At 57.1% G+C, this 20,031-nt stretch carries 12 protein-coding genes; 1 reads left to right on the top strand and 11 read right to left on the bottom strand.

Annotated elements, in window-relative coordinates; all coding sequences use genetic code 11:
- Window positions 1–261: 261 nt before the first annotated feature.
- Window positions 262–3,387 (top strand): glycoside hydrolase family 2 TIM barrel-domain containing protein, encoded by a 3,126-nt coding sequence (locus LBW89_RS20505; RefSeq protein WP_225040156.1) that lies wholly within the window; start codon window positions 262–264, stop codon window positions 3,385–3,387.
- Window positions 3,388–3,909: 522 nt separating this feature from the next.
- On the opposite strand, the gene LBW89_RS20500 is transcribed toward LBW89_RS20505, so the two are convergent.
- The 11 genes from LBW89_RS20500 to rhaA form a co-directional block, all read right to left on the bottom strand.
- The gene (locus LBW89_RS20500; protein ID WP_225040155.1) at window positions 3,910–4,839 is read right to left on the bottom strand and encodes a sugar phosphate isomerase/epimerase family protein; all 930 of its coding nucleotides are present in this window, start codon (window positions 4,837–4,839) and stop codon (window positions 3,910–3,912) included.
- 56 nt (window positions 4,840–4,895) lie between these two features.
- Entirely contained in the window at window positions 4,896–5,711 is an 816-nt protein-coding gene (locus LBW89_RS20495) for a carbohydrate ABC transporter permease (RefSeq protein WP_225040153.1), read from the bottom strand.
- A 42-nt stretch (window positions 5,712–5,753) separates the two neighbouring features.
- On the bottom strand, window positions 5,754–6,635 hold the full coding sequence (locus LBW89_RS20490) for a carbohydrate ABC transporter permease (RefSeq protein ID WP_225040151.1): 882 nt from the start codon (window positions 6,633–6,635) through the stop codon (window positions 5,754–5,756).
- Between the two features lies 1 nt (window position 6,636).
- A complete protein-coding gene (locus LBW89_RS20485; RefSeq protein WP_225040149.1) occupies window positions 6,637–8,004 on the bottom strand; it encodes an ABC transporter substrate-binding protein in 1,368 nt (455 codons plus the stop codon).
- Window positions 8,005–8,146: 142 nt separating this feature from the next.
- The gene (locus tag LBW89_RS20480; protein WP_225040220.1) at window positions 8,147–8,956 is read right to left on the bottom strand and encodes an HAD-IIA family hydrolase; all 810 of its coding nucleotides are present in this window, start codon (window positions 8,954–8,956) and stop codon (window positions 8,147–8,149) included.
- 213 nt (window positions 8,957–9,169) lie between these two features.
- Window positions 9,170–9,748, bottom strand: coding sequence for a glycerol-3-phosphate responsive antiterminator (locus tag LBW89_RS20475; protein ID WP_225040147.1), 579 nt, complete (start codon window positions 9,746–9,748; stop codon window positions 9,170–9,172).
- Window positions 9,749–9,812: 64 nt separating this feature from the next.
- Window positions 9,813–15,410, bottom strand: a complete 5,598-nt coding sequence (locus LBW89_RS20470; RefSeq protein ID WP_225040145.1) for a glycerophosphodiester phosphodiesterase family protein — start codon at window positions 15,408–15,410, stop codon at window positions 9,813–9,815.
- A gap of 407 nt (window positions 15,411–15,817) precedes the next feature.
- Window positions 15,818–16,087: a helix-turn-helix domain-containing protein gene (locus LBW89_RS20465; protein ID WP_148450135.1), complete on the bottom strand. Its 270-nt coding sequence runs from the start codon at window positions 16,085–16,087 to the stop codon at window positions 15,818–15,820.
- 15 nt (window positions 16,088–16,102) lie between these two features.
- Window positions 16,103–17,089, bottom strand: coding sequence for a hypothetical protein (locus LBW89_RS20460; RefSeq protein ID WP_225040143.1), 987 nt, complete (start codon window positions 17,087–17,089; stop codon window positions 16,103–16,105).
- A gap of 723 nt (window positions 17,090–17,812) precedes the next feature.
- Window positions 17,813–18,664, bottom strand: a complete 852-nt coding sequence (gene rhaD / locus LBW89_RS20455) for a rhamnulose-1-phosphate aldolase (RefSeq protein ID WP_225040141.1) — start codon at window positions 18,662–18,664, stop codon at window positions 17,813–17,815.
- Between the two features lie 76 nt (window positions 18,665–18,740).
- The gene (gene rhaA / locus LBW89_RS20450) at window positions 18,741–19,997 is read right to left on the bottom strand and encodes an L-rhamnose isomerase (RefSeq protein ID WP_225040139.1); all 1,257 of its coding nucleotides are present in this window, start codon (window positions 19,995–19,997) and stop codon (window positions 18,741–18,743) included.
- Between the last annotated feature and the right edge of the window lie 34 nt (window positions 19,998–20,031).

The raw sequence follows: 20,031 nt of genomic DNA, 5'->3' as shown, positions 1-20,031 counted from the left end.
CTTTTATTTTCTAATACTCCACGGAATCTTATAATGTGAATATATTATAACATATATAAATTGGATTTAAGATTTGCCAATAGGCTAGAGTGTGAAATGATTCTGGAGAAGCGAAGTGTTCGCCTTTGTGAGCGGATTTCTACCTTATAAACTTAATTAAAGAAATCTGGGAGCAACAGCGATCGGAAGAACATTTCACACGGCGGCCGTACATGTAAATCAATTAGTTCAATTTATATAGGAGGGAGTTGTTACGATATCATGCGCCAAAAACTCGTTTACGCACCCCCGGCCAACGGTTATCCCGAGTGGAATAACAATCCGGAGCTGTTTCAATTGGGGAGGCTCGCCGCCCACGCGTCCCTGATGCCTTTTCCTTCCGTTTCGGAAGCGTTCTCAAACGATCCCGAGTCTTCCCCCTACTACCAATCGCTGAACGGGGTGTGGAAGTTTTCGTTCGCGGAGACGCCGGACCGGCGAAGCCGGGATTTCTACCGGACCGATTTCGACGCCAGCGGCTGGGGGGATATGCCGGTCCCTTCCCATTGGCAGCTTCAAGGCTACGATTATCCGCAGTATACGAATGTAAAATACCCCTGGTCGGTCTCCGAGCCGGAGCTTACACCTCCTTTTGCGCCGACGCTCTACAACCCGGTCGGTTCATATATCCGCACCTTTACCGTGCCGGAGAACTGGAAAGGACGCCCTGTGTTTCTCAGTTTTCAAGGCGTCGAATCCGCGTTCTACGTGTGGGTGAACGGCGAGTTGGCAGGGTACAGCGAGGATACCTTCACCCCTGCCGAATTCGATATCACCCCCTACCTGGTGGAGGGGGACAACAAACTGGCCGTGGAGGTCTATCGGTGGTGCGACGCCAGTTGGCTGGAGGACCAGGACTTTTGGCGGCTCAGCGGGATTTTCCGCGATGTTTACCTTTATTCGCCCGGCCCGGTGCATATCGCCGACTTTTTTGTGCGCAGCGACCTGGATGCCGATTACCGCGATGCCGAACTGCGGCTTGATATCCAAATCACCAACTATACCGGAGAAAATACCGGCGAAATCACCATGGAAGCCCAACTATACGATGAAGACCGGCGGGCCGTTCTTGATGCGCCGCTGTCCTTCACCTCCATCCTTCAAGGCGAAGAATCCCGCACTTTGAAACTCTCGGCAGCGGTGCGGAATCCGCTGAAGTGGAGCGCGGAGGCGCCCCATCTCTACACGCTCATACTGTCGCTTAAAGATCGCGAGGGGCGTGTCCTCGAAGCGACCCGCTGCCGGACCGGATTCCGTAAATTCGAACTGAAGGACGGACTGATGAAAATCAACGGCCGCCGCATCGTATTCAAGGGCGTCAACCGGCACGAATTTTCGCAAGACACCGGGCGGGCCATCGGGAAGGCGGAGATGATCCGGGACATCGAGCTCATGAAAGTTCACAATATCAACGCGGTCCGCACCTCACACTATCCGAACCAGCCGCTTTGGTACGAACTTTGCGATGAATACGGGCTTTATGTGATCGACGAGACCAATTTGGAGACGCATGGATCCTGGCAATACGGGCAGCAGGAATTGAATGAATTCAATGTGCCGGGCAGCCGGCCGGAATGGCGCGACAACGTGCTCGATCGCTGCAATTCCATGTTTCAGCGGGACAAAAACCACCCGTCCGTCATCATCTGGTCGCTCGGCAATGAATCCTTCGGCGGAGACAACTTCATCGCCATGTATGAGTTTCTGAAACAGGCCGACCCGACGCGGCTCGTCCATTACGAAGGGGTGTTTCATTACCGCAAATCGGAAGCGGCCAGCGATATCGAGTCCACCATGTACGTGAAGCCCCGCGATGTCGAGCGCTACGCGCTTAGCCGTCCCAACAAACCGTATATCCTCTGCGAATACAGCCATGCCATGGGAAATTCTTGCGGCGGACTTCATCTTTATTGGGAACTGTTTGACAAGTACGACATTTTGCAGGGAGCCTTTATTTGGGATTGGATCGACCAGGCCATTCGGACGACCGCGGAAGACGGGACGGAATACCTTGCCTATGGCGGAGATTTCGGCGAGACGCCGCATGACGGCAACTTTTGCGGCAACGGGCTCATTTTTGCCGACCGGACCGTCACGCCCAAGCTGCAAGAGGTTAAGAAATGCTATCAGGATCTGCGCTTCGAAGCCGTCGATCTGAGTCAAGGACTCATTCGGATTCGGAATCAAGCGCTGTTCACGGATCTGGAGCAATACGAAGGCGTGTGGAGCGTGGCTGTGGATGGGGTGCCCGTGCAAAGCGGGACGCTGACGTGTCCGGTGCAGCCCGGAGAAACGGCGGAAATCCGGATTCCGTTCCAGCCGACTTTCGTGGGGGATGGGGAAGCCGTCCTGACGGTTTCCTTCGTCACGAAAGATGATCAGAAGTGGGCCAAGGCCGGACACGAAGTCGCGTGGGAGCAGTTCGTATTGAAGCCTCGCATGGTGCCGGTGCCGTGGGGTTCCTCCGAGGCTCAAGGGCTTTCCCCTCTGAAACCGGAAATCGAGGCGGATCGGCTAACCCTATCGGGGGAAAGCTTCTCTGTTTCTTTTGACCGCCATTCAGGAAACCTGGTCTCCTATAAAATATCGGGCCAAGAGCGGCTCGCCGGAGACGTGCGGCCGAATTTCTGGCGCGCGGTTACCGACAACGATCTCGGCAGCAAGCTTCATGAACGCTGCGCTTTTTGGAAAACCGCCCCGTTCCAACTGAAGCTGACCCGGTTCGAACATCGGCCGGAAGGCGAAGGTTGTGCCGTCTATGCCGAGTACGCGTGGGAGAATCAGCCTTCGAGCACCCTATCCCTTGTCTACCGCCTGTTCCCCGATGGAGCAATCGAGGTGGAGCAAACTTTGGTGCCGGACGGCAATCTGCCTGAATTGCCGGAGTTCGGGCTGCTTTTCGCCCTGAACAAGAGCCATGACACCGTATCCTGGTACGGCCGCGGTCCGCACGAGAACTATTGGGACCGGAAGACCGGGGCGCGTCTCGGATATTACACCGGTGCCGTCCGGGATCAGTTCGTTCCTTATCTGCGCCCGCAGGAGTGCGGCAACAAGACCGACGTCCGGTATGCCGAAATCGCGCAGAGCGCCGCTGACGGTGCGGCCGCCCTCCGGTTTGAAAGTCCGGTGCCGTTCGACTTCAATGCGCTGCCTTGGTCCCCGGACGAACTGGAAGCGCATGACCATGTCTACAAGCTGCCCGAAACCGGTCATACCATCGTAAGAATCAACCTCAAACAAATGGGCGTTGGCGGTGACGACAGCTGGGGAGCCCGGACGCACAAAGCTTACACGCTTCCCGCAAACCGGCCTTATTCCTTCAAGTTCCGGGTTCGACCCGTGTAACGGGCGGGCCCTTGAGGCGAGGCCTTGAGATGATCTTAAGGTGACTTTGAGGAGAGCTTGGTCGGCCCCATATGCTTATATAAAAAACCTGCAGATATCTGCAGGTTTTTTCCTTATCTTTTGCATTCAATTTATAAAAACCCGCAAATACTCTGCAAGTTTTTGGTGCGATGATGCACCGACGTTTCATTAAACCTGACTTAGTGCTGCCTATCCGCACTCTCTCTGGCCGTCCGTCTTAATAGCGGCGTTTTAGGCCGTTATTTCGGCCCGATTTGCGTTTTCGGGAAAAATAGCGGCCAAAAAAGGCCTTATTTCACTGATGCGGGTCCAAAAATCAGGTTTCGGTCCGCTTTTCCCTAAAATAAGGCCCCAAAAGACCGCTATTTCTCACCGAAAGGACGAATTCGACAATATAACGCCTCAAAATGCCCTTATTTACCCGACCGGCTCAAAGGGAGGCGATTACAGCCATTAGTCCCCTGGGGCATTAGCTCCCTTATTGGAGCCTAATTCGATTCGCTAAAAGCTGCTCGAAAACTGCCGGGTCAGACTTTGCAGCCTGTCTGCGGATGGCTGCAAATCCTCCGGCTTTCTCATCTCTAGCACCCAGGAGCCCCGATACCCGCAAGCCGCCAGCCAGGCCACCATCGCCTCGATCGGCACGGTGCCGCCGCCGAGCCCCAAATGATCATCCGCCTGCCCGGTGTTGTCGCTGAGGTGCAGCGCCACCAGCCGGGACATCGCTTGCTGAAGCATGAGGAGGCAGCGTCCGCTGCCGGTCATATGAGCGTGGCCGCAATCGAAGACGAGGCCGACTCGCGGGGAATCGATCTCGTCGGCGATCGCCCACAGGAAGGACACCTCCACGCCGAGCAAACCGGGGTAAGGCGGGACATTCTCCAGCGCAATGACCGCGCCGCCGCCGGCCGTCCGCTCCAGCACCCGGGTGAGAAAGCCGACGACCCGCCGCTTCGCCGATTCGGTCGCGGTCTCACCCCCCGCTCTGGCCCCCGCCGGTTCCGCCGCACCCTCCCCCTCGGCCATGCCTACTGCCGCCGCCTCGTTCCCGGGCGTCGGCTCGGCCTGCGGCAGCGCGGCCTCCTCCTCGGTGCCCGCATGCAGGACGACATGGCGGCATCCCAAATGCTCCGCCACGCGCAGCGTTTCCACGAGCAGATGCTCGGATCGGGCCGCCTCCGCCTCGTCCCGGGCCGCCGGGTTGCAGCCGGTGATCGGCGCGTGGAGGCTCCACCGGATGCCATAGGCCTCCCCGGTCCGCTTGAGTTCCGCCAGCCGCGCTTCCGGCCAGACCAGGATCTCTTCATGGCCGCCCTCGCACATGATTTCGATCTGCTTCCAGCCGGCCTCGGCCAAAGTCAGCACCGCCTCTTGAAGCGGTCGCTCGATATAAGCATAGGTGGAAACGGAATAGTCTTCGCGTGCGATCATCTGGATCACTCCTTCAAATGGGATGGTCCTGCCGGGTCGGTTCCCTCATTCTTTACTTACTTGATGCCGGAATGAATAAAGCTGTCGATGAATTGGCGCTGAAACGCCAGGAAAATGACCAGCAGCGGTACGATGACGAGCAGCGTCGCCGCGCTGACCTCAGTCCATTGGACCCCGACTTCGAACGATTGGGCGAAAATCGACAGCCCGACCGTGAGAGGCCGGTTTTCCACGGAATTGGTGACGATCAGCGGCCACAGGAAATTGTTCCACTGATAGCTGATCGACACGAGCGCAAAGGCGACATAGGTAGGCCGGGACAGCGGAAAATACACTTTCCACAACACCTGCCACCGGTTGCAGCCTTCCATGAGTGCCGCTTCCTCCAATTCCAGGGGGATCGTCTTGAAAACCTGACGAAGCAGGAAAATCCCGAAGGAAGAAGCGAGATACGGCAGCATAATGCCCAATTTCGTATCGAGCAGCGAGAACTGCTTCAGAATATTGTAGTTTGGAAAAATCAGCACATCCGCCGGAATCATGATCTGTGCCAGAAATATCAGAAACACGATCCCGCCCCCGGCGAACGGCACCCGCGCAAACGCGAAGGCGGCCATCGTCGCCGTCAGCATCTGTACGGCAAATACGCCGAACACGATCAGGATCGTATTCAGGTAATATACGGTAAAGGGGGCCGCCGACCAAACCGTGGCGAAATTGTCCAGGGTGAAATCCGCCGACCAGAACCCCGAAAGAGCCGTCTGACGCGAGCGGAACGCGGTCGCCGTCATCCAGATCAGCGGCACCAGCCAGATCGCGGCCAGCAGCAGCATCAGGGAACGGCCGATTTTAGACACATATTTCTGCGGCATATCTTTGAGCCTTGCCTTTCTTTCCGGACGATCTGTCCGGAATCAATGATAGTGAATGCGTTTGTCGAGTCCGAAAAACTGAACCGCCGCAAACAGCAGCAGCAGTCCGATCATGACTACCGTCAGCGCGGAAGCCATGCCCTGGTCCCAGAAGCTGAAAGCCGTCTCGTAGATGTAATAGAGCAGCAAATTGCTTGAATTGTTGGGCCCCCCGCGGGTCATAATCATCAAATGATCGACCAGCTTGAACGCGTTCGTCAAGGCGACGATGCTCACGAACAGCGTGGTCGGCATGAGCAGCGGGAATGTGATTTTACGGAACACGGTAAAACTCCCGACCCCGTCCATTTGGGCGGCTTCATACAACTCTTTGGGGATATTTTGCAGGCCGGCCAGATAAAAAATCATAAAATAGCCCGCTTCCTTCCAAATGATCATGATGATCATCGCCCACAGCACGAGACCCGGCGTACCGAGCCAGTTCAGTTCGGCCTGTCCGGTCCAGGAGAGGAGCCGGCTGACCAGACCGTATTCCGGCGTGTAAATAAACAGCCAGATGTTGGCGACCGCGATCATGGGGATCAGCGTCGGGTAAAAGAAGGCCGTCCGCATAAATCCTCTTCCCCGCATCATCTTATTGGCGAAAACCGCCATCAAGAGGGCCAGGGCGATCCCCGTAGGAACCGTCCCCAGCGCGAATATCGTATTATTGCCCATCACCTTTTTGAACACTTCGTCCTCCGCCAACCTGCGGAAGTTATCCCATCCGACAAATAGGGGCTCCGGCGCGGCGAGGTCGGCCTGAAACAAACTGAGACGAAGCGTCAGAAAGATCGGATAGAAAGTAAACAACGCCAGAATAACCAAAGAAGGCAGCAGCAAAATCCAGGCAAAGGCGTTGTTTCTCCAGCGGCTTCCGGCCATGCTATTTATTGAAGGAAGCCAGAGCCTGATCGGCTTCCGTCTGGGCTTTCTTCAAGGCCTCCGCAGGAGACAATGTGCCGGTCAATGCCGCCTGAACGTTATCGTTCAAAATTTTCATCACCTTGCCGTTATTGTGCGTGGACAGTTCGGCTGCCGCATATTCCAACTGATCACGGGCCACCAGCGCCGCCGGGAACTCGGCCGCATACTTCTTCATTCGCTCCGTTTCATAGGCGGACTTGCGCACCGCGACATAACCGGTATCGATACTCCATTGGGCCGCGCGCTCCGGCTCGGTCATAAATTTAACGAATTCCCAGGCGGCCTGCTGTTTTTCCGGACTGATGTCTTTGAAAATATAGAAGTTGCCTCCGCCCGTCGGACTGCCGTACTGCTTTTTGGCCGGCAGGAAACTGACGCCAAAATCAAATGTGGCGTTCTTCTTGACGTTCGTCAGGTTCCCCGTCGTATGGTACATCATCGCGGTCTTGCCTTCCAGGAAGTCGGACGGCACCGTGCTCCAATCCGTGACCCCTTCCGGCATCGCCTTATGCTTGGCCGCAAGATCCACCCAATATTGAAGTCCTTCCACGTTCTCCGGGGTGTCGAACATCACCTTTTTACCGTCCTGGGTCATCAGGTTTTCCCCGTTTTGCAGCGCGAAAGTCTGCATCATCCAGTAAGCGAAGCCCGTAACCGGGATTTCCAGCCCGTGGCGTCCGTCCTTTTTCAGCTTGATCGCGTAGTCCTGCATTTCCTCCCAGTTCGCCGGCCCTTTTTCCGGGTCCAGTCCGGCTTCCTTGAACATCTCCTTGTTGTAGTACAGAACGATCGTGCTGCGCTGAAACGGGAGGCTGTAGGTATGACCGTCCGTTTGCGAATTCGCCATGAAGGCGGGATAGAAATCCGCCAAATAATCGTTGCCTTCCTTGGCGATGAAGTCGTCCAGCGGAACGATCGCGTTCATATCCAGCAAACTGAATAACTCCGTGGATTGCAGTACCGCCACATCCGGCGGCTGCTTCGCTTGAACGCCCGCCTGCGTTTTTACCGCGGTATCCGCGTAGCTGCCCGTATACACGGGGGTGACATCGATGTCGGGATGCTCTTTTTCAAAATCCGCGGTCATCGCTTCGATCGTATTGGTCAAAGGACCGCCGACCGCGATCGGGTAGTAGAAGGTCAGCTCCGTTTTCTTCCCGCCGTTCGCCGCGGACGCCGTCTGAGCCGTCCCTTGGGAAGCCGCTGTGTCATCTCCCTTACCGTTGCTGCTCCCGGTTCCGTTCCCGTTTCCGCTGCCTCCACCGCATCCCGCAAGCAGCGACAGCCCTAAGGCCGCCGCAAGTACTTTAGTGCTCCATTTCCGCATAACGTCCATCTCCTCCAATTTAGTTAAGCTGTTTCCGGAAGAACTCCCGAGCTTTAGGGGCCGGCATTTCTTCCACTCTACCAAATCCGTATATTTCTTTCGTAAGCATGGGGTAAAAATGCTGTTAAATTCCGCCCGCCGGTTACATGACCGTTCCGGCCCGCTGCGAGCGCGGAAGCATTTCGTCCATCGTCGCCCAGATGTAATCCGGCCGAACCGGGAACCGATCCAGGTCCGTAAGCGTCGATACCCCCGTCAGTACGAGCGCCGTGCGCATTCCGTGGCCGGCGCCGAACAGGATGTCGGTGTCCAGCCGGTCGCCGACCATCAGGCAGCGGTCCCCGTCCGTGCCGCTCCAATCCAGCACCTTGGCGGCGTAGTAGGCGGATGGCTTGCCGATGATCTCCTCCACCGTTCCCAGGCTCGCGGCCTCGATCGCCTTGACCATGGACCAGGTGTCGGGGATCAAATCGCCGTCCACTGGGCAGTTCGGATCGGGATTCGCCGCGATCAGCCGCGCGCCGCCCTGGACCGCCTTCATCGCGCGATGCAGCTTCCCGTAGTTGAACTCCCGGTCCATACCGACGAGCACATGCGTCGCTTCGGACGGATTCTCCGTCGTATCGACCCCCTCGGCGGCGAGCTCCCGGACCAGCGCCTGTTCCCCGGCGACGAGAACCCGGACCCGTTCGGGCCGTTCTCCGAAATAAACGGCCGACATCGACCCCGCCGTGACGATTTCTTCCTCGTACGCCGCCAGTCCAAGCCGTCGGAGCCGGTCGCGGCATTCCTTTCTCGTCCGGATGGTCGTGTTGCTCAAGAATCTTACCTTCTTCTCCTGGCTCCTTAAATAACACAGCGTTTCCCGCACGCCGGGCAGCAGGACGTCACCCAGAAAAATCGTGCCGTCCAGATCAAAAAAGTACGTCTCAAATGACAGCGTGTCCGGCAATGATTGAACATCCTCCTTTGGGGCGGACAACACAAAAAAGCCCGTTATGCAGCCGCCCTGGAAACGGACATGGCGAACCATGCCGTTTCCGGCTCTCTGCATAAGGGCTTTCTCCTCGTCTCCGACCCTAAATTATGAAATTGAACTTGAAACTCTAAGCTTTCTTTCTCCTCTAATGTAGCCCCCCAGTGTCAAGGGCGTATTAACGTCGTGTTAAGACATTGCAAAAGAATGCCACAAGCTTTGATTTCCCATGGATACCGCGGCGGCCCCGGCGCGCAGCGCCGTTTCGATTTCCTCATGGTCCTTGATCAGGCCTCCCGCGATGATCGGCAAAGACGTGCTCGCCCGCAGCTCGCCGATCACTCTCGGGATCAAGCCCGGCATTACCTCCAGCGCGTCCGGCCGGTTTTGGCGCACGGTATGAATACCGTGTTCCAGGGCCGACGTGTCGATGAGGAACAATCGTTGGATCGCCTGAAGCCCGCACTTTTTGGCCTGTTTGACCATATGGCTTTTGGTCGATATGATGCCTGTCGGTCGAACCTTGTCCGCGATGTATTCCACGGCGACGGGGTCGCTGGCCAGGCCCGCCAGAAAATCGACATGGAGGAACACTTTCTTCCCCGCCTCATCCGCCTGCCGGACATAGTCCTGCACCGTAAACAAATCGCCGGTCAGCAGGAACAAGATCGGCCAATCGCTGGCGCAGGCCGCCGCCAGATCCTCCGGCTTTCTCACGGCGGGGATGATCGTTCGTCCCCAGGTTCCCGTGAACAGTCCATTTTTCATTCTCACGCCTCCTTGTTGTTTGTCACTAGTATAGAGGCCGTTTATCAGCGCTGGATAAAAACATCTATTCGATATCGCCGCACCATTGAAGGAAGCGATACAGCACGACCGCGGACTGTGCGCGTGTGGACGATGCGGCCGAATCCAGCCGGTTCCCGGCGGCGCCGTTGAACAGGCCGGCCTGAAGGACCGTTTCCCAATCCGCCCGCTTCCATCTGATTTCCGCGGCGTCCTTGAAGCCGTCCAGCCGCCGGGTGCCTTCACCGGATCCGGAATCGGCAGCGGAGCCGGAGATCCGCATCGCTCTGGCCATCATCGCCGCCTGCTCCCCGCGGGTGACGGGGGCGTCGGGGCGGAAGGTCCCGTCTTCGTATCCGCCGGCGAGCCCGGCCCGAACCGCCGCCCGTACATAAGGGGCGAACCAAGCCGCGGGAGCGACATCCTTCATGGCCGGGCCCGATGTTTCCCCGTTCCCCGCCGCCAATCCGGCCTCAGCCTCCGCATCCAGGCCCAGGGCCCGAACCAGCATCGCCGCGAATTCGGCCCGCGTCACGGGACGGCCCGGTTCAAACGCACCGCTGCCGGTTCCCTCCAGCAGCAGCCGCTCCGCCAGCTTCCGGGCTTCTTGCTCCGCCCAGTGGCCCTTCATGTCGGCAAATGCCTTTTCCATGGACAGCACGGTGAAGATTCCGTTTTCGCCGCGCGTCAATATCACCTCGTTAGCTTCGGCGGCATAACGGCTCGGCGTATAAACCAGTTTGTTCCCGGCCCGATCGAAACGAACGCCCGTCCCTGTACGGTTCTTCTCGCCGTTCACGACTCCGATGTATTGAACCGCGTCATCCATGGAGAAAGATACGCTGCGCTCAGACGCGGATTCGCCCCCGGATGATAGGCGAAGCCCCAATTCCACAACCGGACCGGACAGCGTTCCTCCGGTGCGTTCGGCCGCTTTCGCCACAGCGGCTCTCTCCGCTCCGTCCCATTCGCGGACGGTGACGACAAGCTCGGCGGACTCGGCGGCGGAGCCTCCAAGTAAACGCGACGCCGCTGAAAGATCGATGTTCCGCAGCGGCAGTCTGTAGCCGGCTTGCAGATCCCGGTTGACCAGCGTCAGCGTAATTTCAGTCCGCCGTAACGACTCCGGCGTCAGACCGGCTAAAGGAACCCTAACACTCTCCCCTCTAAAGCGGACCTCGACAGGTTTTCCCGCCTCCACAGCTTTTTTCAAGTCCTCCGTTCTAACGGCTCCACTTGTCGCTTCAAGTACGGTAGTCCCGGCGCCGGTATCAGGCTGCCCAGTCTCACTGCCCGCCGGTGTTCCGGGAAGGCCTTGCGATCCGCCAGGTTTGCCGGAGTTTCCGCTTCCGTTCCCGTTTCCGCCTGTACCTCCGCCGTTGCCTCCGCCGTTGCCCGGCGTTTCGCCGCCGTTATGGCCCCCGCGAACCGCGATCTCGATCGGCTCCGAATACAGATCATAGGTGCCGCCCCCTTCGATCGAAGCCGAGTAGCGCAGCAGCGCATAGGCCTTTCCGGCGGCTCCGACCGCCTTGACGGTGTTGCCGTCCGCCTGAAGAATATCGCTTCCCTCGATGATCACAACGTCCGGCGCAACCTCTTTTTTGTCGCCCCTATAGGTTTCCGCGACCGCGCTTATACTCCGGGATTCCCCCTGGTTTAACACCAGCGCGGATTCCTTCGCGGACAGCGCAGCCGCCCAATCCGAAGCGTAGTACGTATAGTCCGTCGTGATGGCAAACGCGCCCATCTTGAAGTACTTGATGATATCATCGCGCTTGTTCAGGGTCCACGGGGAAATCAGCAGCCCGCGGTGCTTGGCGGCTTCCATAAATTTCGGCCCGAGACCGTTAAAATCCGTATTATAAGTCCAGTTTTGCCTGGACAGCGCTTTGATCGTCTCCCGCAGCGAACCTTCCACATTGGATTCGCTCGACAAATAACCGGTCAGCAGACCCGCGTTCATTTCCGGCATCAAGAGAGCAAGCCGCTCCAGTTGAGCCGGATAAAAAGACATCACATTGACGATATCTTCCGCCTTGTATTTTCTGACGGTTTCTACGAACGCATCCACCGCCCCGGGGGTTTGGGTCTTGATCTCCGCATAAACCAGGCGTCCCCGCTCCCGGGCCAGCTGCAGCTGCTCGTCCAGGGTCGGCATCCTCACCAGCGGATAACCTTGCGGATAAGGCTTGTTCGCGTTCAGCGCTTTGAGCTGCTCCAGGGTGAAATTCTCGACCTGCCCTCTTCCGTCCGTCGTCGTTTCCAGGGAAGCATTGTGGGTGATGATCAGATATCCGTCCTTGGTCAGGAACATGTCGTTCTCAATGTAATCGGCACCGGCCTCAATCGCCAAAATATTGCTCTCGATCGTATTCTCCGGGGATACGGAAGGCATGCCGCGATGCCCGATCATGTACACTTTGCGAACCAGCGTCGTATCGCGGTTGTAGAGCTCCAGCGCTTCGTGCGCTTTCACCGGCTCGGCGGCCACAACCCCGTTGACGCCCGCCGTGATCAAACGGTGCAGCGGCAGGGGCCCGCCGGTTGTGCCCGGGACTTCCTGCGCCCAGACCATCACCGCCAGCTTCTGCAGGTAAGCCACGTTATCCCGGGTAGCCGCCCCCGCCGGCAGCAGCGCGATTCTCGCCTGGCTCGACGCGGTTTGTCTGCGGATATCGAGCAATTGCTCCGGCGTTGGATGGAGGAGGGAAGTGAAGTCCAGGATGCCGCGGATCATCGGATAAGCCGCTCTGGCCCGCCGGACCAAGTCCGGACGGTCGGAGACGACGAAGGCGTCCTCCAAACCGCGCTCGCGCAGCTCGTGAACGAGCCGGTCAACCGCCAGCTCTTCTTTGACATAAAAGGCCGGAATGACCTTCTCCCCCATCGTCTCGAGCACGTCGCTCAGCGGGGAAATCACCTTGCCGCCGTACTTTTCGGTCACGGCAAGATCGGCGTTGATATGAATAATCGCCGTGGCCGGCAGCCGTCCGTCCTTTAGTTTCGCGAGATCTTGGCCATACACCACCTCGGTGACGACCGTAGGCGCCATCGCGATCCGGGTATCGGGTTCCGACACTTTGACAAACGGCGTGATCTCCTGAACCGGAAGCGGCTGCTCCAGCAGAGTCACCCGGATATTATCGATCCGCATGGTACTGCCGTCGGCCTGAAATCCGATATGTCCCTTGTTGTACGCCTCCGCCTTCGCCGTATCGATCACCATCACATCGTTGATATACTCCTGGACGCGATTGCCGTAGACCTTTACCGTATACCGAAGCGGCTTCCCTTCCTCCATCGGCTCGGTATAGGAACCGCGATCCATCACATTCCATTGATTGGACGCCGTGCGCTCCGCAAACTCCACCCCGTTGTAAACGGAAGGATCTTTGCGTACGGCCATCTGGTAATAGGGGGAATCCCCGTTTTGAACCCGGAACATGATGGAATTCCACCGCGCGGCGTTATTGGCTGCCGTATTCGTAATGTCCGCCTCGATCGCATAGTTGCCGAACAAGCTCAAGTAATCCGGCAAAAGAACGCGGGAGGGATTGTCCGGCGAAGCCGTAGCGCGCATTTCGAACGCCCCGTCCCGCACGCCCGCGGCTCCCCCGGAAGCCCCCTGCTTGCGGGTCCAGCCTTCCGGGAACGCTCCATCCGCCATGCGGTCAAAATCCTCCGCATACAGGGTGTATTCCTGCTGATCCGCCGCCTTCGCCACCACAATCAACCGGAACTCGGCGCTGTCGATGCCCGCCTTCACTTCATAAACGCCGGGAGCCTTCACCATGAGATCCGTCCCGTCCGCGGTAACTTCCCCGCTGTCCGCGGTCCAGTTCAATCGGCTCCCGTCGATTTCCGCCGAGGAATAATCGCCGGATTCCGCCGTAAACCGGATATTTTTGAGCGGAACGGGGTCGCCCGCCGCGACCAGCAAATAGCCCGGATCATGCGCCAGCTTCACCACCTTCGGCCCGGTCAGGGAAGGAGTCACCCGGACATGGACGCCCGATTCCGCCTGATGGTAAACCCCCGTAATCACCGCTTCGCCTTCCTTCAGCGGTATGGGCCGATTGTCGACAATTTTGACGACGCGCTCATCCGAAGAATACAGCTTAAGGTCCTTGGGCCGGACGGGCTCAACCACCCCGTCGGAGTAATAAACGGTGGCGGTTACCGTCATCGGTCCGCTGAGCGCTTCCGCCGAATCCGGCAGTACCAGATCCAGCCGGTCCGCGGTAAGGCGGGTCACCTTCAGATTGTCGAAGGAAACGGAAGCCTGATCCGCCTGGAAGCCTACCTTCCCCCGTTCCAAAAGCCCGCTGTCCAGCGTGGCGTCCATCAGCAGGGCGAACTCCGCTTCGTCCTTGGCCTTGATGTATTCCTTGACATTATCGCCGAACACCCGCACTTTCAGCGTGTAGTCCTTGCCGAGCGCAAGCGGCTGCCAGGTCCCGCTCTCCGGGACGTTCCATTGGTTGTCCGGGTTTCGGTAGGCCAGTTCGTAAGCGCCGTTTTGCCTTACGGCCATTTGATTGTACGGCGCCTTGCCGTTCGCGGGAACGCGGAACATCAGCGCCGCCCAGCGCGCCGGATTCAGCACGCTTTCAAACCGGACATCCGCTTCCACCGTGTAGTTGTCGGCTTGCACGGGCGCGGTGATCCGCGCTTGCCACCCGGACTTGCTGCCGTCGAAACGCAGTCTTTTGCCGAAGGGTGCCGGATCCGCCGCCCCACCGCCATACGTGTCCCCCGTCACGGAGGAATACGTGTCCCGGGTCACCGTAAACGCCGGGCTCCCTCCATTGACGTCGGAGATCCAGCCTGGCGGAAGCGTTCCCTCCTCGTACCCTTCGAAGTTCTCCTCCAGCAGCACCGGATTTACCGGGCCGGAAACCGGTGCGGCATCCGAAAGATGCACCACGCCGTACCCGCTCGTATCGTTCCAAAAGCTGGAGGAATTGTAGGCGCTCCAATAGCTCGTTCGCTGTTTCGCCGGATCCGCCGCATCATAACGGTTGGTGACGCCGACTTCGAGGCCGAGCTGTTTCTGAAGCCGGGGGTCCATGCCAAGCATGTCCCACGGAACGGCCAGCTCCGCACTCCAGCCTTCGGGTGTGGTGTGGATCGAGCGCAGCACCTTCTTCTCATCCTTATCCGCATGATTATTCAGCGCCGCACCAAACCGGAACTCCGGCGCGCTTCCGTCTTGCCCGTAAAGCAAACCGATCTGCATATCCTCCGGGGCAAACGGGGAGGACCGATGCAAGGTCGGGTCGAAAAACAGATTAAGGCTGTCCTGATCGAACCAGTATCCGCTGCCCCCGGTGATCACCGTATCGTCCTCGATCCGCACCCCGATATACAAATAAGTGTCGTCCCACAGCAGTCCAAACTGATGGTTGTCGTTCGAAGCCGGGTCGGTGCGAACCGTGAGCGGTTCACTGACGCTCCAAAAAGACTCTTCCAAACGGCCGTCAATGACCGGAGCCGTCCGCGTTCGTACCGCCTCCATCTCCGCCCTGCCCGGTCCCTTCTCCGCGGCCGCGGCCGTAAGGATAGCCGGCCCCATATTTGCCAAACCGGCCAGTAGAGACAGAACCGTGATCAGGTGCAGCAGCTTTTTCGCTTTTTTCATGCGTTAGGTATCCCTCCTAAGAATAGGTTGAAGGATGCGGCAGACTCCCCTCCCGGTCAAGACCACGGGCGAACCATTGGCCTCAGCCCCGCTTCGTTGGGCAGCACAAAAAAACCCGTCCGTCGCTCCGTTAAGCCCGCCCTAAAGGGCCTTTGGCTTTCCGTAGCGAAAAGAGGGTTTTCTCCTGGTCTCTACCCGGTATTCGATTGGGTTTTGCGATAACGGCATGATCACACATTCGCCGCCTGGATCGCAAAGCATTGCCCTACTCGCGCAAGGGGCTGTCTGTCCTCATCCCACGATACCTACACTTTAAAGCGGAATTATTTTCACCGTATCTGATCCAAGTAAAGGGATTGTAAATCACGGGAATTAATTTTTCGTCTCCTCGCCCGGAAAGTTTCAGTTCAGGAACCTCCGGTCATTTGCAGCGCCTCCTTAATTTGGGGAATGGACAATCCTGCCGCTTTTTTCTCACGGATCCAATGAATTCGGGCAATCGTCTCCTCCCGTTTGTATCGGCGCGTTAAGTTCTCCTCCGCCTGCTCGTAGGGAAGCAAACCTTCTTCAGTGTAAAATTTGAGCGTGCTGTAGCGGGATTCCGTCAACCTGACTAATTCTCCGATAGATACGTATTCTGACGCCAGAATCGCCTCCATCGATCGTTGTCTCGACATCTAGGGTTCTCTCCTCTAAATAGAGCGCTTGGGAAGCAGGCGTACGCCATGAATGGGAACTCTGCCGTAAATAGCCTGCGGGACCGCCTCATACTCCACATTATCGATTTTCAGTGTCGGAATCGGCCCCGTCCTTAGGATGGTGTACGAATGGCCGTTGGATTCCAGCCGTCTCGTCACATCGTTCAGCCTTTCCTGGGGATTGGAGAACCAGGCCTCCGTTTCGATAAACACCGATTGCGCCCGCTCCATGATCGGGAATATGAAGTTTACCCCGCTGCCCACCGGGGTTTTAACAAACTGCGTTTTCGCCCGAAGTAAGCGCTTGACCGCCAATTCCCAGCCGTGCCGGATGCGAATCGGATACACTTGCCGGGCAAGCGGGTTATTTTTATGCAGTTCATTCATGCGGACAGCAACCCGTTCCAACTCGTTTCTCGAAAAAAGATCATGCATGCATCCGCTTTCCCGGAGCAGCCACAACATACAGATCGTCTTCTCATCGACCGCTCCCTCCTCGAGAATCTCCGCCCGACAGCGCTCGGTAATTCTCGGGTACATCTGCATGTGACACCGGTATTCTTTGATGGAAAGTCCCGCCGAATGAAAATAAAGATCGCACCCCATCAGATGCGGAATTTCTTCCAACAGCCCGATTTGAAGTAACGATGCGGAGACGACCGTCTCCAATCGGCTAAGTTTTCTTTTGGACAGCCTTGAAGCTCTTTTTAACCACGCGCCCAGGCTTCCTCTTTTATTCGCAAAATTAGAATCCTGAAAAAACACTTCCCGGTAAGGAACAGATGAAAAAGTGGCCTGAATCTCCTTACTCACACCAAGCTGATCTTCGGGCCCCGTCATGAACCCTTCCATATAAGCTTCCAAAATCACCGCCGCCGCCATGCAGCGCAGCGCGACTTTCTTGGCTGTGGTCATATGCCGGCTTCGCTGCGCATTTAGCGAAATCATGGAGAACTCCTGAACCAGACTAAAATCGTGCATGGACCTGACCTCCCTTTTTTGCGATTAGGGCATGCTAATTACTCAACTTTTCACTACTTACTACTTACTACTTACTACTTATGATATTCGAATCTAATCAGGCCCGCAACACTTGCATATAAAAAAGACAACAGCTCTTCCGCCATTGTCTTCGTCCGCCATTTAAATAACGCCCCCGAACTCCCGTTTGATGTTCTCATAATGTCTGCCCAAATCGGAAAGGCCGATGGCTCTAAGCTGCTCGATCACTTGGCTCACCAAAACCTCATTCCTCTTTGGCGAATTCCTGCAAATCTGCAGGCTTTTTTCTTCCGTTCGCCCTTAATTTAAAAATTCCTGCAAATCTGCAGGTTTTTTGGGCAAAATCTTCCCCCTTCGAAAAAATCTCAATAAATTCCTGCAGATTTGCATCAATTTCTCATATGGCCCCTTCAATCGCTGAAAATTCCTGCAGATTTGCATCTTTTTGACTCGGCGGCTCCCGCTCACCTCTGTAAACGGACAAACAAGCGAACCCGAGAAACGCCATCCTCCCGGAAAAAAGAAAATAACGCCCCCAAAAAGGCGTTATTCACGAAGAACAAATGGTGCTCTGCCCTGCCCGGGCCCCGAGCGTTATCGTGCGCGTTAGACCGGTTTATTCTTTAGTCCGGTTTATTCGTTAGACCGGTTCATTCATGTCCGGTCGTCCGGCGACGTCGTGCCCGAGTCCTGCGCTTCCGGCTACTGCGTCCGCCCCAGCACCCCGGGCTTCGGCGTAACCCCGAACGCCCAGGCCAAGTCCCGGAGCTGCGCTTCCGTAATTCGCTGCTTGATCTCATGCGGAGCGATCAGCATGTAGATCTGCGCCGCTTTCTCTACCGTTTCGATCAGGCCGAAGGCTTCATCCATCGTGTTGCCGGCGCCGTAAATGCCGTGCTGGGGCCAAATGACCACGCGGCTGGTGCGCATTTTTTCGGCCGTCGCGCGACCGATTTCGGCGGTGCCCGGCACGATCCACGGCACAATGCTGACGCCGTCCGGAAAGACGACCAGACATTCCGTGCACATCTCCCACAGCGTTTTGGTAAAGGCATTCTCGTCAAGGTCATGGATAAAAGTCATCGCTATCACATTTGTCGCATGGGTGTGGAGAATTACGCGATGGCCCGGGTCCGCCTGAAGCCGCTCGATATGACTCATAAAATGAGCGGCCAGTTCGCTGGTGGGCACAGCGCCGTCTTTAAAGCCCCAGAGCAGTTCCAACCGCTCGCCGTCCGCCGATACGCGAATCACGCCAAGGTTCGCTTCCGGATCATCGCCGACATTTTTAAAGTATTTTCCCGATCCCGTCACGATGAAGTACCTGCCGGCCAAGGCATCCACCGGAAAAGCAGGCTCGATCACCCGCAGTACACGATGAATATCGATGTATTTCGCGACCTCGGCCTCATTCAGCAAATAGCTGACGTTTCCGCCATTCCGTTCGTCCCATCCGTATTTCCACATATTGGATGTTACCTCGGACATCTCCCGGATAAAAGGCGCTTCCCCCGACCCGATATAATTTAGCGATTCCGTGACATAAGCCGTCATGACCATCCAATCCCCTTTATAAAAATTCGCTATAATGGCTAACTATGAATGCCTTAAATGTAAAAATCCCAAGTCCCTATCTTTTCAAAAGAACATCCCGCTCATACGCCTGGACTTCCGAAAGCCATTGCTCGCGTACGGGGACGCCGGATCTAGCGCAGTAGTAATCCCAGACCGCTCCGAACGGATAGGATTTGAACTCTTCGGTCAGCGCGAGCCGCGTCGTGTAATCCTTGTCGAGCTCCGCCGCCTTCAACCGCTCGACCGGCTCCAGCATGGCCCGGAGCAGCGCCTTGATCGTGTTGCGCGTCCCGATCACCCAGGCGGCCACATGGTTAATGCTGCCGTCAAAGAAATCGAGGCCGACGTGGGTTCGCGGCAACAGCTCGCCCCGCACCAGTTCCCGGGCGATCTCGAGCAGCTCATCGTCCATGACGACGACATGGTCGCTGTCCCAGCGGACCGGACGGCTGACATGCAGGAGAAGCTGGTCCACGAACATAAGAACCGACGAAATTTTGTTGGATATCACTTCGGTCGGGTGAAAATGCCCCGCGTCCAGACAGAGCGCTTTTCCCGCGGACATCGCGTATCCCATGTAGAACTCGTGCGAACCCACGACGTAACTCTCCGATCCGATCCCGAACAGTTTGCTTTCGACCGCATCGATATTGTAGCGGGGATCGATAGCCTCCCGGAAAATCTCATCCAGCGCTTCCTTCAGCCTTCTGCGCGGTGACAGCCGGTCCACCGGCGTGTCCTTGTAACCGTCCGGAATCCAGAAATTCGTCACGCAAGTCTGCCCGAGTTCCTTGCCGAAATATTCCGCGATCCGGCGCGACGCTTGGCCATGGGCGATCCAGAAATCGCGGATTTTCCGGTCCGGATGGCTCAGCGTAAATCCGTCCTCCGCCTTGGGATGCGAGAAACAGGTCGGGTTGAAGTCCAATCCGAGCCCCTGCTCCCGCGCCCAGTCCACCCAGCTTTGGAAATGTCTCGGCTCAAGCTGATCCAGGTCCACCTTTTCTTCGGTATCCGCGTAGATGGCGTGCAGGTTCACTTTATGTTTCCCCGGGATCAACGAGAGCGCTTTTTCCAGGTCCTGACGTAGCTCGCTGGGAGTCCCGGCCCGCCCGGGATAACTGCCGGTTACCGCGATGCCGCCGCTTAATGCTTTATCCCGAAATAGAAACCCGCGAACATCATCCCCCTGCCAGCAGTGCAAGGAAATTTTGATATCCGCAAGCTGGGTCAGCACCTGGTCGACATCAATCCCGTGCTGGCTATAGAGATCTTTGGCATACTCGTAATTTTCGACGATTTTGGCATCCATCTGGTTCGCTCCTTTTCACATGAGATTCAAATTC

The organism is Paenibacillus sp. alder61 (assembly GCF_020179875.1).
In the GTDB taxonomy this organism is placed as follows: domain Bacteria; phylum Bacillota; class Bacilli; order Paenibacillales; family Paenibacillaceae; genus Fontibacillus; species Fontibacillus faecis.
This window is presented reverse-complemented; position numbering and strand designations above follow the sequence as displayed.

Coding starts and splice junctions, on each gene's coding strand:
- LBW89_RS20505 (WP_225040156.1), top strand. CDS start 262: ATGCGCCAAAAACTCGTTTACGCACCCCCGGCCAACGGTTATCCCGAG.
- LBW89_RS20500 (WP_225040155.1), bottom strand. CDS start 4,839: ATGATCGCACGCGAAGACTATTCCGTTTCCACCTATGCTTATATCGAG.
- LBW89_RS20495 (WP_225040153.1), bottom strand. CDS start 5,711: ATGCCGCAGAAATATGTGTCTAAAATCGGCCGTTCCCTGATGCTGCTG.
- LBW89_RS20490 (WP_225040151.1), bottom strand. CDS start 6,635: ATGGCCGGAAGCCGCTGGAGAAACAACGCCTTTGCCTGGATTTTGCTG.
- LBW89_RS20485 (WP_225040149.1), bottom strand. CDS start 8,004: ATGCGGAAATGGAGCACTAAAGTACTTGCGGCGGCCTTAGGGCTGTCG.
- LBW89_RS20475 (WP_225040147.1), bottom strand. CDS start 9,748: ATGAAAAATGGACTGTTCACGGGAACCTGGGGACGAACGATCATCCCC.
- LBW89_RS20470 (WP_225040145.1), bottom strand. CDS start 15,410: ATGAAAAAAGCGAAAAAGCTGCTGCACCTGATCACGGTTCTGTCTCTA.
- LBW89_RS20465 (WP_148450135.1), bottom strand. CDS start 16,087: ATGTCGAGACAACGATCGATGGAGGCGATTCTGGCGTCAGAATACGTA.
- LBW89_RS20460 (WP_225040143.1), bottom strand. CDS start 17,089: ATGCACGATTTTAGTCTGGTTCAGGAGTTCTCCATGATTTCGCTAAAT.
- rhaD (WP_225040141.1), bottom strand. CDS start 18,664: ATGACGGCTTATGTCACGGAATCGCTAAATTATATCGGGTCGGGGGAA.
- rhaA (WP_225040139.1), bottom strand. CDS start 19,997: ATGGATGCCAAAATCGTCGAAAATTACGAGTATGCCAAAGATCTCTAT.